The organism is Ruegeria sp. CDSB114, from assembly GCF_059611025.1.
On record NZ_JBXWOT010000001.1, the window covers coordinates 437,203 to 452,857 of the forward strand.

Consider the following 15,655-nt stretch of genomic DNA (forward strand, 5'->3'; position numbering starts at 1 on the left):
TCGTATGCCAAACGCCATTCAGCGTCCACGCGATGGAAAATAAACGGGCGAGGTCTTGCCGAAGCACAGACCTTAGCGGGGGATAAGGGTGGTCACTCCGACAGCGGCTGCATGTGCCAGGTCAAGATCCAGCGACATCGGGATGTATTCACCCCGACGCCAAAGCTGGGCCTGATCGTCATAGTAGCGTGACAGGAAGTGACCCGACTGGCCCGTAGCCGTGATAAAGACCGAGCTGTCGGGATCCGCAAAATCATATACGCCGCGATAGCCTGCACCGTGCACGTTCTGAAACGGATCAGGGCCTTCGCCCGATGTTCTGCCACGCAGCAGGGTGTTGTCGCCACCGCTGGTGGACTGCCGGATGTTCACAAAGAACCGCAGCACCGGAACCGATCCCAGAACCGGGTGGTCATGCGTCGCCTGATGCGCGTCACCCCAGCGTAGAGATTCCAGCGATCCTCCGTATTTTTCGGAAATCCAGATCAGCGCATCGTCCAGTGCCATGCGCGCCATATCGGTGCAGGTCTCTGTCGGCGCGCTCTGACGCACATTACACCAGGCCGAAGCTCCGTCGATGTCGCGATAGACACGTTCGATGAACAGTGGTTCGACATGTTTGTATTCAGCCGCCAGGGGGCCAAGCTCATCTGCGATCAACCGGATTTGCAGCGCCCGAACCCAAGCAGCATAGATCAGGGGTTCTGGCAGGTGTTCATTCATCTCGCCATTCCACTCGGCCAAAAGGTTCAGCGCGATCTGGCGCTGGCGTTCCTGGGTGCCTTCGGGGGCAGAGGCGCCGGTGTACCACAGATCAGCCCCGATCAGCGGAAGCAGAGAGCGCGCGGTAAAGCTGACCGTGTCCAGCTGTGCCTCGATAAAGCTGTCGCGCGTGTGTACCTCGCGCGATTGCATCAGCCGTTCCCAGCGATGGATGCGCTGCGTATCCCCCCATTCATATGAGACATGTTCGGGAAATGGCCGGTCGATGATCTTGTTGTTTGTGTTGCCCAGAATGCCGCCCGCAGGTGCGACGAATTCGGGGTTGTCAGCATAGGGCAGGCGGCCTTGCCACCGGTTTTCGGCCAGCCAGCCAGGCGTCGGAATACGCCCCCGGCTTTGGTTCTTTGCGGCACGTTGCGGCATTGCGCCGATCAGCTTCATGCCGATGGTGTCCTTGTCGACCAATGACAGGTTCTGAGATGGCGCCATGAACAGCTCGGCTGCGGTGATGGCTTGTCGGACAGTGTCCGCATTCATCAGCGCCATTGAGGCTGACATGGATGTGTCCTGTGCGCTCAGGGCTGTCCAGGACAGCGAGGCGACATGACCCGGCGGCGTGATCGTCCCAAGATCGTAATGGGTGCCCGGCAGAACCGGTCCATTCTCGGTCCAACGCAGGGTCAGAGTGATTGGGGCTTCGTCTTTGATCTCGATGATCGAAGGGCGGCTGCGAAAGGTCTTGTATCCTTCGGGGGTCAGGTATTCCTCGGGGTTTTCTGGGTTCAACTGCTCGATATGGATGTCCTGATCATCCAGATAGGATGAGGTCAAACCCCAGCCCAGTCGATCACTGCGTCCAGTCATCACCGCCGGGATGCCGGGGATCGTGGCACCGATCACGCCGCCTTTGGCCAGTTCCAGACGGGCCAGATACCAGATGCCCGGCGCTGTGAAGCCCAAATGCGGGTCATTGGCCAGAAGCGTCCCACCGCTGGCAGATCTTGTGGGCGCGGCAGACCATGCGTTCGATGCTCCGGCCAATCCGCGCTTTGGAAAGGGCGAGATGGGCGTGTCCGGCATCGACGATCCGGCCGCATATCTGGGCAGGTTGGGAAACAGGGCGGCGTATTCGGGCAGAGCGGCGATTCCCGGCCCGGGAACATCAGGCAGAATATCCGCCAGTCGGGTCTGGTCATCCAGCATAAGCGATGTGCGCGCGCGCAGCACTTCATCCTCAAGATGACCAGAAAGTTGCAGGCTCATGAGTTTGATGACGGCCAGGCTGTCGCCCGGTTGCCAGGGCGATACAGGCGCATTGAACAAAAACATCTCTGGCGCACCACGGCCCAATGCGTTTTCGTTAATCTCGGCCAGTCGTGCATTCACCCCGGCAGCATAAGCGCGCAGGGCCTCTTTGGTATAGTCGTCCTGGGCTTGTACCGACCGGTGTGCAAGCCCGTACAGATCAAACCGTCGCAAAAGCTTGTCGATATGAACAGTGCGAGCGCCAAAGACTTCGGACAATCGGCCCTGCGCTGTCCGGCGCAGAACGGTCATCTGCCAGAGGCGATCCTGTGCGTGGGCATAGCCAAGGCCAAAAAAGACATCCGGGTCTGATGCGCCCAGAATATGGGGAACATTCGCAGTATCCCTGACAACCTCAACCGGCGCAGTCAGGCCATCAACTTTAACGGTCTGATCGTAATCCGGCAGGGATTGACTGGCCAGAAAATACACCAGCATTACAGCCGCCAATGTCAGCAGAACAAGACCCGAGGCGATACGCACTAGCCAGCGAAAGACAATTCCCATCAGCGGTCACATTTCCGTTCACTCTATGATTGCGCAGACACTAGAGGATGGCCGCACGGATCGAAAGAGGAACCGCATGAGAACATGCGTGTTTACCGCGGTTTGAATGAAAAACCCCGCCTCGAGCCTGATGCCGAAAGCGGGGTGTCTTGAAGGGGGAGGGTAGTCCGGTATCAGGGAATGATGCGGGTGTATTTCGTGCCTTCGACCGTCGCGCCGAACTTTAGCCCTGCCTGTCCGAAGACCGCCGCCAAAACCGGCGAACGCAGGGTGGTGGTGTCGGTCGACAGAGAGTCGCCCGTCGCATCGACCACGTAGCCGACTTCGGCCCCGGCGGTCCATCCGCTGGAACGGCGGAAATCGTTCAACGCGTCCTGTGTCATGAAGAACAGGACATGCGCATATTGCTGGGCACCGATTTGCAGGCCGGCGGTTCCCGAAATTGCGGAATAGTAATCAACTGTCGCGCCCTGAATGCGTAGCGCGCCTGTGCCGTAGGCACCGCCAAAGACGATTAGTCCGGCATCGGTTATCAGAGGCATGACCAGCATGCCGTTGGCCTTGTTCGCGATTTCGAGCGTGTTGGGGTAGGTGGCGTACATCTGGTTCAATGTCGCATCCACACGGGCGTCAATCGTCGCTGCGTTGGAACTGCCGACGCCATTGCCGCAAGCGGCGGTCACTGACAGACCGGCCATGCCAAAAGCAAAGCCACGACGGCTCAATCGAGTAGGTTTGGAACTGCTCATGTTTTTTATCTCTGTATAAATGCCTGATTGTCGGGTGCTCCCGATCTTGTCCGCAAGAATACGCCGATTGTCGCCTCGTGTCACGGGAAAGCTGCCCGGTGGCCAAAGATAGTCGGCGAAAAATCGCGGAAACGCGGGGGATTAGCCCTGCAGGATCCGGGCGGCCTGAGGCGCGAAATAGGACAGGATCCCGTCGCAGCCCGCGCGTTTGAACGCCAGCAGACTTTCGAGCATGACCTTCTCTCCGTCGATCCAGCCGTTCTGAGCCGCAGCCTGCATCATCGCGTATTCGCCCGAGACCTGATAGGCATAGGTTGGCGCACCGAACGTGTCCTTCACCCGGCGGCAAATATCCAGATAGGGCATGCCGGGTTTGATCATGACCATGTCCGCGCCTTCGGTCAGGTCACGCTCGATCATGCGCAGCGCCTCGTCCGAGTTTCCGGGGTCCATCTGATAGGTCTTCTTGTCCCCGGTCAGCGCGCCCGAGGCGCCCACTGCATCTCGGAACGGTCCGTAGAACGCACTCGCATATTTGGCCGCATAGCTGAGGATCATCACGTTGTGATGGTCTGCGCCTTCCAAGGCGCGCCGCATTTCACCGATCCGGCCATCCATCATATCTGACGGTCCGATGATGTCGGCGCCCGCATCTGCTTGCGCCAGCGTCATCTTTACCAGCGCCTCGATCGTTTGATCGTTTATGATCTCACCATCGACCACATAACCGTCATGGCCGTTGATATTGTATGGGTCCAGCGCCACGTCCGTCATCACCGCGATATTGGGTGCTGCTTTCTTGATGGCGCGAATGGCTCGGTTGGACAGGTTATCGGGGTTCCACGCTTCGGCGCAATCTTCGGTCTTTAGGGAGGCGTCGGTGTAGGGAAAGATGCAGATTGCCGGGATACCCAGGGCCTGCGCCTCGACCGCAGCCTGTGCGATCAGATCGACCGAGCGGCGCATGACACCAGGCATCGAGGGGACAGGCTCTTCAATACCTTCGCCGTCTCGGACGAAAACCGGCCAGATCAGATCATCGGTGGTCAGTGTATTCTCGCGGACCAGCGCCCGCACCGCCTGTGATTGGCGTGTTCGACGAAAACGGGCCAGAGGATAGGGGGCAATGGTCGGTTTCATGACGCGCTCTCCTTGTAAATTCCAGCATTGGGTGGCATGAATTCCGTGTAGTCTCAAGGGTAACGATGGACGCGTCTTTGCGAAGAAGGTCCCTGAAGACGGAAATTAAGGGCTGACGCGTGGACTTATACTCTTCGATTTTTGAACTCATCGACATGCGCAGCTTTTCGAATCTCTGGTATTGGATCGGGCTTGCGGTGTTGTGGTCATCCGCCAGCCACTGGGCCATGGGCGTGCCGTATGACCTTGTTGTGCGCGCAAGACGGGTAGGTGGGCAATCGGAACAGGATCTGATGGACATCGTCCGCATCAACGGAAACCGCTTGCTTTATATCCTTGAGGTATCCGGCCTGGCCATTTTGGCATTCAGCTGCTTTTTGTTCACGGGCCTTGCCACTTTGGGGTTTTACTACGGGCTCGAATTTGCTCAGGCCGTGTTTTTGTTGCTGTTTCCGGTTTGTCTTGTCGTGCTGATCAATGTATCAGCCGCACGGAAACTGCGCCGGGAAACACCCAGTCTGGAGTATATTACCAAGATTCTTACGCGCTGCCGGATCTATACCCAGATAGTTGGTATGATTTCGATCTTGATCACTTCGCTTTGGGGCATGTACCAGAATTTTTCCATCGGCGTCCCGGGTTGGTAAAATCAGAAAGGCTTGGCGATGACGGGTCCGAACCAAGTAATCGTTGGCGGCGCCCCCGAAGGGTTTGACGCGCAGCTTGTCCTGAATGAGCTGGCGCGCTCGGGCGGGCCGGTGTGCCATGTCGCGCGTGATGACAAACGGCTTGAGGCGATGCGCGCGGCGCTTGCCTTTTTTGCGCCTGACATGCCGGTATTTGTGTTCCCAGGCTGGGATTGTCTGCCATATGATCGGGTATCGCCCAATGCCGATATCTCGGCAGCGCGTGTGGCCACCCTTGCCGCACTTGTGCACCAGATGCCGCAGCAATATGTGCTGCTGACAACTCTGAACGCCGCAACCCAACGCGTGCCCGCCCGTGCGGTGCTGCGAGAGGCGGCGTTTACCGCCCGTGTCGATCACCGCATTGATGAAACCGCGCTGCGGAATTTCCTTGTGCGCATGGGGTTCACGCAAAGCCCGACCGTGTTGGAGCCTGGCGATTATGCCGTTCGAGGGGGTATCATCGACATTTTCCCGCCCGGCGAATCCGGGCCGGTGCGGCTGGACCTGTTCGGGGATGTTCTGGATGGAGCACGTCGGTTTGATCCGGTGTCGCAACGTACGACCGAAAAGCTGGCTGTTGTGGAGCTGGCACCAGTGTCCGAGGTCATTCTAGATGACGCCGCCATCACCCGGTTTCGGCAAAATTATCGCATCGAGTTTGGGGCGGCGGGCACCGATGATCCCCTGTACGAGGCCGTCAGCGCAGGCCGCAAGCATCAAGGCATCGAGCATTGGTTGCCGTTCTTTCACGAAAAGCTTGAAACGCTGTTTGATTATCTGCCTGGTGCCACAATCTCGCTGGATGATCAGGTCACGCCTGCTCGTTTGGCACGTTGGGAAACCATTGCGGATCAGTACGAAACGCGGCGGCTCGCACTGGAGAACCGGTCGCGCATGGACACGGTGTATAAACCGACACCACCGGGCCTGCTGTATCTGGATGACACTGCTTGGGAACAAGCTGTCGGCGATAGGCGCGTTCTGCAATTCAATGCATTGCCTCAGGCCCTTGGGCCCGGGGTGATTGACGCAGGTGGACGGATTGGACGGAATTTCGCGCCCGAGCGGCAGCAGGAAAGCATCAGCTTGTTCGGAGCACTGGCCAGCCATATCACCGACAAAATGGCCAAGGGGCCGGTTCTGATTGCCTCTTATTCCGAAGGGGCCCGCGAACGTCTGACTGGGCTGATCGAGGATGAAGGCCTTGCCGAGGCGATCCCAGTGCCCGACGGTACGCGCATCGGCAAACGCGGGCTGCATCTGGCCGTCTGGGCGCTGGAGCACGGGTTCGAAACACCCGACCTGACCGTGATCGCCGAACAGGATGTGTTGGGCGACCGGCTGATCCGGCAGCCCAAAAGGCGCCGCAAGGCCGAGAATTTCCTGACCGAAACCCAATCCCTTAGCCCGGGTGATTTGGTGGTCCATGTGGATCATGGCATCGGGCGTTATCTGGGGATGGAGGTCGTGACGGCGGCCGGTGCCGCCCATGAATGTCTGCTGCTGGAATACGCAGAACAATCCAAACTGTACCTGCCAGTCGAAAATATCGAACTGCTGTCGCGATACGGTCATGATGAGGGTCTGCTGGACAGATTGGGCGGCGGCGCGTGGCAGGCCAAAAAGGCCAAGCTGAAAGAGCGCATTCGCGAGATGGCGGATAAGCTGATCCGCATCGCTGCCGAACGGGCCTTGCGCAAGGCCCCGATCATGGACCCGCCTCCGCACGCGTGGGAGGAGTTCAGTGCGCGCTTTCCCTATCAGGAAACTGACGATCAGCTGCGCGCAATCGGTGAGGTCATGGAAGACATGCATTCCGGCGCGCCGATGGATCGTCTGATTTGTGGCGACGTGGGCTTTGGCAAGACCGAGGTCGCAATGCGTGCCGCTTTCGTTGCCGCAATGTCGGGCGTGCAAGTGGCGGTGATAGCACCGACAACGCTGTTGGCGCGTCAGCACGCGGCCAGCTTCAAGGATCGCTTCCGGGGCTTCCCGCTTGAGGTGCGGCAGCTGTCCCGCTTCATCTCGGCCAAAGAGGCGCAACAGACCCGTGATGGGTTGGCGCGCGGCACGGTGGATATTGTAATCGGCACCCATGCCTTGCTGGCAAAAGCGATACGGTTCAACAATCTGGGTCTGCTGATCATCGACGAGGAACAGCATTTCGGTGTTGGCCACAAGGAGCGTCTGAAACAGCTGCGTAGCGATATCCACGTCCTGACCCTGACCGCGACGCCGATTCCACGAACGCTGCAACTGTCCCTGACCGGCGTGCGTGACCTGTCGATCATCGGCACACCTCCCATCGACCGGCTGGCGATCCGCACCTATGTCAGTGAGTTCGACGCGGTCACGATCCGCGAAGCCCTGCTGCGTGAACATTACCGTGGTGGGCAGAGTTTCTATGTCGTGCCGCGCATCTCGGACCTACCCGAGATTGAGGAATTCCTGAAAGAGCAACTGCCCGAGCTGACTTATATGGTGGCGCATGGGCAGATGGCGGCGGGGGAACTCGACGATCGGATGAATGCGTTCTACGACGGCAAATACGATGTTTTGCTGGCCACCACGATTGTGGAAAGCGGGCTGGATATCCCGACAGCAAATACGATGGTTGTGCACCGGGCGGATATGTTCGGCCTGGCGCAGCTCTATCAGATCCGCGGCAGGGTCGGGCGGTCGAAAACCCGCGCCTATGCCTATCTGACCACAAAGCCGCGTGCCCGCCTGACCGCCACGGCCGAAAAACGGCTGCGCGTTCTGGGCTCGCTCGACACGTTGGGGGCGGGGTTCACGTTGGCGTCTCAGGACCTTGATATTCGAGGGGCGGGTAACCTGTTGGGCGAGGAACAGTCGGGCCAAATGCGCGATGTGGGCTATGAACTCTACCAGTCGATGCTGGAAGAGGCGATTGCCAAGATCAAGGCCGGTGAGATGGAAGGCCTGTCGGATGCAGATGACCAATGGGCGCCGCAGATCAATCTTGGCGTCCCGGTCCTGATCCCCGAGGATTATGTGCCCGATCTGGATGTCCGCCTGGGCCTGTATCGCCGTTTGTCGTCGCTGTCGACCAAGGTGGAATTGGAAGGCTTCGCCGCTGAATTGATCGACCGCTTTGGCACGCTGCCGAAAGAGGTCAACACCCTGATGCTGGTCGTGCGCATCAAGGCGATGTGCAAACGGGCAGGGATTGCCAAGCTAGATGGCGGGCCCAAAGGCGCGACGATCCAGTTTCACAACGACAAATTCGCCTCGCCTCAGGGGCTGGTCGAGTTCATCCAGAACCAGCGCGGGTTGGCCAAGGTCAAGGATAACAAGATCGTCGTGCGCCGCGATTGGAAGAAGGACAGCGACAAGATCAAGGGGGCCTTTGCCATCGCCCGCGATCTGGCGGAAAAACTTGTGGCCGAAAAGAAAAAGGCCAAAGCCTAGTCACCGCTGACAAAGGTGCACAACTGCCATTCGCCAGTTTCAGATTTTGCCAATGCCGCCCGATAACCAGTCATAGGCCACAGGAAATCGCTGTGCATATAGCCCTGACCCCCATCAGTCAGCAGAACCCTCTGGTATTGCACGATGGACGAGACGTCGCGGATGATGACGACCTCATAGCTGATGAGGTCGAGTATGGCCGCGCCTCGATTTGGTGCGTTGCGCAGAGTTACATCCTGAGCGGTCACAAAATAGGCCAACGCCGGATCCAGCGAAGCGGGTAGGGTGAGCTGCCATTGGTGGGGCATCCAGAACTCGCCGTCTTCGTTGAAATAGCCAGGCTGTGTCAGGGTGTTTTCCAGATCGGACCAAAAGGTTTCAACGTCCTTGCCCCCGTCATCATCTTGATCGGACGCTGCCGGGCCTGGGGTAAGATATTCGCGCAGCTCGTCCGGGCCGCCATCGCCGCCGTGGCTCAGGTAAATGTCCGGGCATGCAACGGACAGCACGCCGTCGACATCGCGCGCGGCTACCATGTTCAGCAACTCGCTGCGGAATTCTGTAAGAGTTGCATCCCGCTCGGCCTCGTCGACGGGCGGAAAGGATTGTCGATCCGCCAGCGCCGGGCTGCAGAGCAAAGCAAACAGCAGGGCGTATCTCATTCGGCGGCCCTCATCGCGGCTTGAGCACAGAAACAGGACGCGCCAACAGCCCGGTCCGCACGAGCCAGAGCCAAATCCAGCCGTTGCCTGATCTGCACGATCTCAACCGTCTCACCGCGCGCCTTCAGGCAGTCATGCAGGCCCTTGAGGCTCCAGACATTGTCAGGATGGACAGAGGCACGGCTGAGCGTACCGCCCAACCCCAAATCCTCGCGGTATATGGCCTCGGCTTCGGCTGTATGCCCTTGTTCGAACAGCAATGCACCCAACGCGTGACGAGTGGGCTGCATCCATCCCCATGGCTCGTCATAGGGCAAAGTGTCGTCCAGTTCGACCGAGCGGCGCAGATGGGCGTAGGCCGCATCGTAGTTTTCCATGCGATACTCGATTTCGCCACGCAGCATTTCGCGGGCAATGTCCAGCAGGTCGATCACGCTGTTATTGTGCAGCAATCGCGTTTCTGGCACGCGGGCCTTGGCAGCGAGGAACAACTGCTCTTCGGCTTCGGCTTCGCTGACCTGCCCAGTGGCGGCAAAAGCAATGGCCCGGGCATAATGCGTGGTTGCCGTGAGAGTGCAGTACAGATCGGGGTCCGAGGGCAGCTCAAGCGCCATTGCCTCTTCCCAACGGCCAAACCGGATGAGGATATGCGGCCCCATCGACATGTAACTTTCGAAGAAATCCGCCATGGGCGGGCTTTCTATGCGCAGCATCTCTTCGGGGGTGGTGTCCCACAATCCCTGATTGGCCCGCAGAGCAGGTTCCATCTGTCCCAGAAATAGGGCGCCATATATGACAAAATGATAATTGTGCTGGCGGTAGCCGGTGTAGATGTTGAACGCGCCTTCGCGTTCGTAATATTTCAGGTCGGCCTCAACGGCTTTTTGGTTCCAGTGGACGACGTTCTGGTAATGGCCGCACAGCACATCGATATGGGTGGGCATATGCACCAAATGGCCCGCATCGGGAACCAGCGTCCGCAGAACATCCCCCGCTTTCAGCGCTTTTTCCGGGGTCGGAGACATCTCCATCAGGTGGACATAAAGATGCAGTAACCCGGGATGAGACATCGCTGCTTGATCATCAACCATCGCCTCCTCCAGCGCTTTTTGCGCCTCGACCGTGGCGGCCCCTTCGGCGGGCTGGCCGGTCGTCAAATCCCACATTTGCCAGGGGGTGAGATTCAAAAGCGCTTCGACATAGATCGTGCGCAGGTCCAGATGAGCGGGCTGCGATGCAAACGCTGCACGCATGGCATCGGCAAAATCGTGATCCCAGTTGTGCATGTCGTCAATGGCTTCGCGCTGGGGATAGCGGGCGGGAAGCGCGCGGATCAACGCTTGTTCAACCGGCGTACATTCGCCCGCAAGAGACATGGCCAGCTGCGTCGCATCATAGGCCAGCGCCAGCGCCTTTTGCCGGCCCGCGTCATCGTGCAGGTCCCAAGGCATGTTGTAATTCGGCCCCGCCGCATAGGCGACGCCCCAATGGGCCATGGCGCAGTTCGGGTCATGCTCTAGCGCGCGCTGAAAACAGACGACGGCCTCTTCGTGGTTATAGCCATAGGTCCAGACCAGCCCCCGGTCGAACCACTGTTGCGCATCGGGCGAAGAGGTGCTTACCGGACAGGAATGGGTGCCCAGATCGTAGTAGTCGCTCATTGAAAATCTCCCCTCGAAACAAGGGGAGGATAACGTGTTTCACGCGCTCTGCACAGATCAGGCGGGCAATCTGTCTTCTATCCGGCCCATATACAGCATCAGGCCGAACCCCATCGTGCACATGGTCAGGACACCTATTGCCAAGGGCAGGATCGATCCGTCAAACAACTGTCCCAAGGGGGCTGCCACTGCAGCGGCCAGAACGGTTGATACCGCGCCTATGACTGACGCTGCCATGCCCGCAATATGGCCCATCGGCTCCATCGCGATGGCATTTAGGTTGCCCATCGTCATACCGGCCATGAAGAACACGGCAGTCTGCCAACTGACAAAAAGCGCAAATGAGGCGCCATCAGAAAGGTCCAGACCATTCATTACCATGACAAAACACGTAAAGATGATCTGTGCGCCCAAAGTCCAGGTTACAATCCGGCGCATCCCCAATCGGATGACCAAAGTCGCGTTCAACAAACTGGCCGAGCCAGCCATCAGAGCAACGAAACCAAACCAGAATGGGAAACTGTCTGCTCTGTCGTAGATGATGTCATAAACAGGTTGTACCATCGTCAGCATGGTGAACAGCATCCCAAGGCAAAGCGTTTGCACCATGATCGAAACCCGCACAGTCGGGTGTGCAAACATCTGCCGCGCGGCATCAATCATGAGCGGCAGGCGCAGAGGACGGCGATTTTCGGGTGCCAGAGGTTCGCTCAGACGCAGGCCCATCCACGTGATGGTGATCAAAGAGAACAACATGAACGAAGCGAAGATGCCACGCCACCCGGCCAGAGCGATCACCCCGGCACCCATCATGGGCGCGATGGCGGGAACCAGCGTAAAGATCATCATGGCAATCGAGACGATGCGGGCCATCTCACGGCCGGAATAGAGGTCACGGATAATGGCCATGGCCACCACGCGTGGGGCCGCGCTGCCGATGCCTTGAAAGATGCGCGCAATCAACAGCATCTCAAGCGAGGAGGTGGCCCAGGCAACTGCGGCAGACAGGATATACAGCGCAGAGCCGACGTAAATTACCGGCTTGCGCCCGAATGCATCCGACAGAGGGCCGGTGAAAAAGGTGCCGATCCCCATGCCCAGCACAAATGAGGTCAGGATCAACTGCGCCTTGTTTGCATCACCTGGGCTGAGTTGCGCGCTGATCTGCGGCAGGGCGGGCAGCATCGAGTCGATAGAAAACGCGATTGTCGCAAACATCATTGCGATCAAAGCGACAAATTCTCCGCGCGGCATGCGATTACTCATGGGGCTCTCCTGACCCGTTCGCGCTATCACAGCGGATTGGGCACGGCCAGTGGTCAGAATGCACAGGAGGCTGTGCTATTTTGCAGGGGAAGCCTCGATTTGAGACATGATTTCACCGATCACGCGTTCCCACATTTCCGGTGGTTGCGCGCCGGGGACAGCATGTTGGTTGGCAACGATAAAAGTCGGTACCGACGTCACACCCATCTGCCGGGAATGCGCGTCACGGTTGCTGATGTCTGTGCGGTCGGCGTTGGATTTCAGCAGCTTCATGACGACGGCGGCGTCCATCCCCTGACTGTCGGCAATATCCGCCAGAACCTCGTGGTCGCCGATATCGCGACCCTGTACAAAATAGGCCTGAAACAGGGCATCAACTATAGCGTTCTGCTTGTTTTCGATCCCGGCCCAGTGGATCAGCCGATGAGCGTCCAGCGTGTTCGGGGTACGCTTCATCCCCTCAAAGTCGATGCCCAACCCTGCGTTTTCGGCATGCTCGACCACCGGGGCATACGCACGGATGGCTCCGTCTTTGCCGCCGAATTTGCGCTCCAAGTATTCGCGCCGATCCATGCCTTCGACCGGCATATCGGGGTTCAGCTGAAAGGGGTGCCATTCAATGATGAATGGATGGTCCGGAGTTGCAGCCAACGCCTTGTCCAGATGAGTCTTGCCAATATAGCACCAGGGGCAGATCGGGTCAGACATGATGTCGAGCTTGACGGTCTGGGTCATGTATTGGTCGCCTTGAAATAGGCCGGCAGCGCCCGGCGCAAAAGTTTGCCATTGCCGCCAGTTGGCAGCTGAGGCAGATGGATAAAGGCGCGCGGTTGCTTATAGCGCGCCAGATTTGTCTCGACATAGGCGCGCAGGGCGTCCTCGTCCAGCTTTTCCGGCCCGGTATAGAATGCCACTATGACAAAACTGTCCTGCTTGACCTCAACGGTGGCCGCGCCGACCTGCGTGATGCCGGGATATCGGGACAATGTGGCCTCGACCTCGATCGGTGAGACCCGGTAGCCGCCTGCATTCATCATATCATCGTCTCGGCCAAGATAGGTGATCTGACCATCAACTGCCATTGCACCCTGATCGCCGGTCAGAAACCACTCGCCTTGCATCCTGGCCAGCGCTTCGTCCGGCGCGTTGAGATAGGTCAGCATTAGGCCGGGGTCTGATCGGTGGATGGCGATGGTCCCTTCTTTCCCCTGTGGAACCGGCCCGTCTGGACCCAGAATTGCCACACGCCGCCCCGGTTGTGGTTGCCCCAGTGCATCGCCACGTGCCGGATAGGCTGGGCTTGAAGAGATGAAGGTCGAGCATTCGGACATTCCAAAAGCTTCATACAACTCGCGCCCGGTGATCCGTGTCCATTTCTGGTGCAGATGCCGTGAGAGTTTTTCACCAGCGCAAAGACCGTGCCTCAGATCGGGAAGGTGCAGATCGTTTGCTTCGTTCAAAATTTTCCGAAACACGCCCGGAGCTGCAGCAAATATCGTGGCACCGTGATTGCGCAGCATATCGGGTAGGGTCGACAGATCGGTGCCGGGTTCCGGTATCAGCGCTGTCGCGCCAATGGTCCAGGGATCCATCAGTCCTGTCCCCAACGTATAGGTCCAGTTGAACGCACCTGCATGGCACAATCGATCCGTTTCCTGCAGGCCGTACCACCCATCCACCATCATCTGCCGCGCCCAAATTGCACGATGGGCATGTGCAACGGCCCGTGGCTTGCCCGAGGTGCCAGACGTATAGACCACATAAGCCATGTCTTCGGGGTCGCCCATCCGAAACTCGGCCAGAGGTAGATCGCGCATCTCGCGCAGTTGGCTCAAAGATATTTGGTTCGGGTGATCCGCGCTGGCGATATCGGGATCGCGCAATATGGCGGCGGGCTTCAGATCTTGGATGATCTTTGCCGTTTCCGGCTGTGTCAGCTGTGACGATGTCGGCACGGGTACAATGCCGACCGCGATTGCACCCAGATAGGTTATTGGGAAATCAACCGTGTTCCCCAAACGCATCAAGACCAGATCGCCCGGTTTCAGACCGGCCCGCAGCAGACCTGTACCGGTTGCAAGGATCGCGCGTTTCAACGCAGCAAAGCTCCAGTTCTGCGCCGACGTTGCGCCAAGTACCGACAAGGCAATCTTGTCGCCATTGCGATCTGCTTGACGCAACACATGCGCGGCCAGATTGAAAGGGGTGGGGCAGGCCTTGGGCGGGCCTTGATCGAACAGGGAAAGCATGGCGTCTGGCTAACGCGGCAACTGCTGCGTTGCAAGCGGGACAGGCTGGCCCTATAGAGTGGCGCATGAGAACCAAAGAGCAGACATCTCTGATCCGAATTGCCCGAAACTCGGGCGAGCATACAGAGGTTGAACCGCTGGACCTTGGCGTCCGTGTGCGTGAATTGCGCAAGGCGCGCAACTGGACTTTGGAACAAGCGGCCAATCAGGCGGGATTGGCGCGTTCAACGCTCAGCAAAATCGAAAACGGGCAGATGTCGCCTACATATGATGCGCTGAAGAAGCTGGCGATCGGGCTGGAAATCTCTGTTCCGCAGCTGTTCACGCCGCCACAGCGCGAGCAGGTGATCGGGCGTATGGCTGTGACCCGGATGGGGCAAGGCACCAGCCACGCAACCACAACATACGAGCACGAACTGCTAGCTGAAACGCTTACGAAAAAGCAGATGCTGCCCTATCGCGCCCGTGTACGTGCCCGGTCAATGGATGAGTTTGACGGGTGGGTCCGCCACGATGGCGAAGAATTCCTGTACGTGCTGACGGGTGTTGTTCGCCTGTATACCGAGTTCTACGAACCCGTCGAAATGCGCCGCGGTGACAGCGCCTATTACGACGGCAGCATGGGGCATAATGTCGTTTCGGTCAGTGAAGAAGACGCGATGATCCTGTGGGTGACGTCACTTACCTAGATGTTTGGTGACTTCACGGGTTAGCGCTTCGGTGAACAGGAAATCCTCAAGCTCTTCATGTGCTTCGTTTACCGTCAGATGATGACGTTCGGCCAGATAAGCCTCGAATTGCGCACGGTCGCGCCCGACCGCATCCATGTCTCGGTCGCGCAAATTGGGAAACCGCCGTTTTGCACGGGCGTACATTTCATTCCAATCTTGCGTCAGATCGTTCCACTTAAACATCTATTGGGCTTTCTGTTTGTCTGGCTACAGATCTGCTCGGCCCTGAATTCAGGGTACGAATGGTGTTTGCAGGTAGGGCTATGGCAAAATGTCGCACCTTGAGCGTGCGAAGTTTAAATCAGTTAGGCCCGCCACAGGAAATCTGAGACGGGCCTACGGACCAAATAGTTTTGAGTGAGTGGAGGCTGGTCCGAAAATACTGTTCCTGATGTTGTAACACAGCTATGTGTCGGTAATGTTTAGCGTAATTCAAATTGGATACATTTGTACTAGTCGCAGGCTATATCTTTCGAACCCGTTACGTAAAGCCCCTTGTTGAAATTTTTCAAATTTGTCTGAAACTAGGGATCGCATCAAT

At 58.2% G+C, this 15,655-nt stretch carries 12 protein-coding genes; 3 read left to right on the forward strand and 9 right to left on the reverse strand.

Going from position 1 to position 15,655, the window contains the following annotated elements; translation table 11 throughout:
* Positions 1-72: 72 nt before the first annotated feature.
* The 3 genes from AC2FIP_RS02220 to hemB form a co-directional block, all read right to left on the reverse strand.
* On the reverse strand, positions 73-2,535 hold the full coding sequence (locus AC2FIP_RS02220; RefSeq protein ID WP_496785022.1) for a penicillin acylase family protein: 2,463 nt from the start codon (positions 2,533-2,535) through the stop codon (positions 73-75).
* 173 nt (positions 2,536-2,708) lie between these two features.
* A complete protein-coding gene (locus AC2FIP_RS02225; protein WP_142633534.1) occupies positions 2,709-3,284 on the reverse strand; it encodes a lipid-binding SYLF domain-containing protein in 576 nt (191 codons plus the stop codon).
* Positions 3,285-3,425: 141 nt separating this feature from the next.
* On the reverse strand, positions 3,426-4,424 hold the full coding sequence (gene hemB, locus AC2FIP_RS02230; RefSeq protein ID WP_496785024.1) for a porphobilinogen synthase: 999 nt from the start codon (positions 4,422-4,424) through the stop codon (positions 3,426-3,428).
* Positions 4,425-4,543: 119 nt separating this feature from the next.
* Here hemB and AC2FIP_RS02235 point away from each other — a divergent pair, with 119 nt between their 5' ends.
* Both AC2FIP_RS02235 and mfd read left to right on the forward strand, forming a co-directional pair.
* Positions 4,544-5,071 carry a component of SufBCD complex gene (locus AC2FIP_RS02235; RefSeq protein WP_496785025.1) on the forward strand — a complete coding sequence of 176 codons (528 nt, stop codon included), beginning with the start codon at positions 4,544-4,546 and terminating at the stop codon, positions 5,069-5,071.
* An 18-nt stretch (positions 5,072-5,089) separates the two neighbouring features.
* Positions 5,090-8,545 carry a transcription-repair coupling factor gene (gene mfd / locus AC2FIP_RS02240; protein ID WP_496785026.1) on the forward strand — a complete coding sequence of 1,152 codons (3,456 nt, stop codon included), beginning with the start codon at positions 5,090-5,092 and terminating at the stop codon, positions 8,543-8,545.
* Here the strand turns inward: mfd and AC2FIP_RS02245 are convergent.
* The 5 genes from AC2FIP_RS02245 to AC2FIP_RS02265 all read right to left on the reverse strand — a co-directional run bounded on the left by AC2FIP_RS02245 (position 8,542) and on the right by AC2FIP_RS02265 (position 14,383).
* Positions 8,542-9,207 carry an SH3 domain-containing protein gene (locus tag AC2FIP_RS02245; protein WP_496785027.1) on the reverse strand — a complete coding sequence of 222 codons (666 nt, stop codon included), beginning with the start codon at positions 9,205-9,207 and terminating at the stop codon, positions 8,542-8,544. The two genes, mfd and AC2FIP_RS02245, sit on opposite strands and share 4 nt — an antisense overlap.
* Positions 9,204-10,868 carry a hypothetical protein gene (locus AC2FIP_RS02250; protein ID WP_496785029.1) on the reverse strand — a complete coding sequence of 555 codons (1,665 nt, stop codon included), beginning with the start codon at positions 10,866-10,868 and terminating at the stop codon, positions 9,204-9,206. The genes AC2FIP_RS02245 and AC2FIP_RS02250 overlap by 4 nt, the downstream gene beginning before the upstream one ends.
* Positions 10,869-10,925: 57 nt before the next feature.
* Positions 10,926-12,134, reverse strand: a complete 1,209-nt coding sequence (locus AC2FIP_RS02255; protein ID WP_142633545.1) for a multidrug effflux MFS transporter — start codon at positions 12,132-12,134, stop codon at positions 10,926-10,928.
* A 75-nt stretch (positions 12,135-12,209) separates the two neighbouring features.
* Positions 12,210-12,869 carry a DsbA family oxidoreductase gene (locus AC2FIP_RS02260; RefSeq protein WP_496785030.1) on the reverse strand — a complete coding sequence of 220 codons (660 nt, stop codon included), beginning with the start codon at positions 12,867-12,869 and terminating at the stop codon, positions 12,210-12,212.
* Positions 12,866-14,383, reverse strand: coding sequence for a class I adenylate-forming enzyme family protein (locus AC2FIP_RS02265; RefSeq protein ID WP_496785031.1), 1,518 nt, complete (start codon positions 14,381-14,383; stop codon positions 12,866-12,868). Before AC2FIP_RS02265 ends, AC2FIP_RS02260 begins: the two co-directional genes overlap by 4 nt.
* Before the next feature lie 65 nt (positions 14,384-14,448).
* On the opposite strand from AC2FIP_RS02265, the gene AC2FIP_RS02270 reads away from it, so the two are divergent.
* Positions 14,449-15,072 (forward strand): helix-turn-helix domain-containing protein, encoded by a 624-nt coding sequence (locus AC2FIP_RS02270; protein ID WP_142633550.1) that lies wholly within the window; start codon positions 14,449-14,451, stop codon positions 15,070-15,072.
* Here AC2FIP_RS02270 and AC2FIP_RS02275 read toward each other — a convergent pair.
* Entirely contained in the window at positions 15,061-15,297 is a 237-nt protein-coding gene (locus AC2FIP_RS02275) for a hypothetical protein (RefSeq protein ID WP_142633552.1), read from the reverse strand. The genes AC2FIP_RS02270 and AC2FIP_RS02275 overlap by 12 nt on opposite strands.
* Between the last annotated feature and the right edge of the window lie 358 nt (positions 15,298-15,655).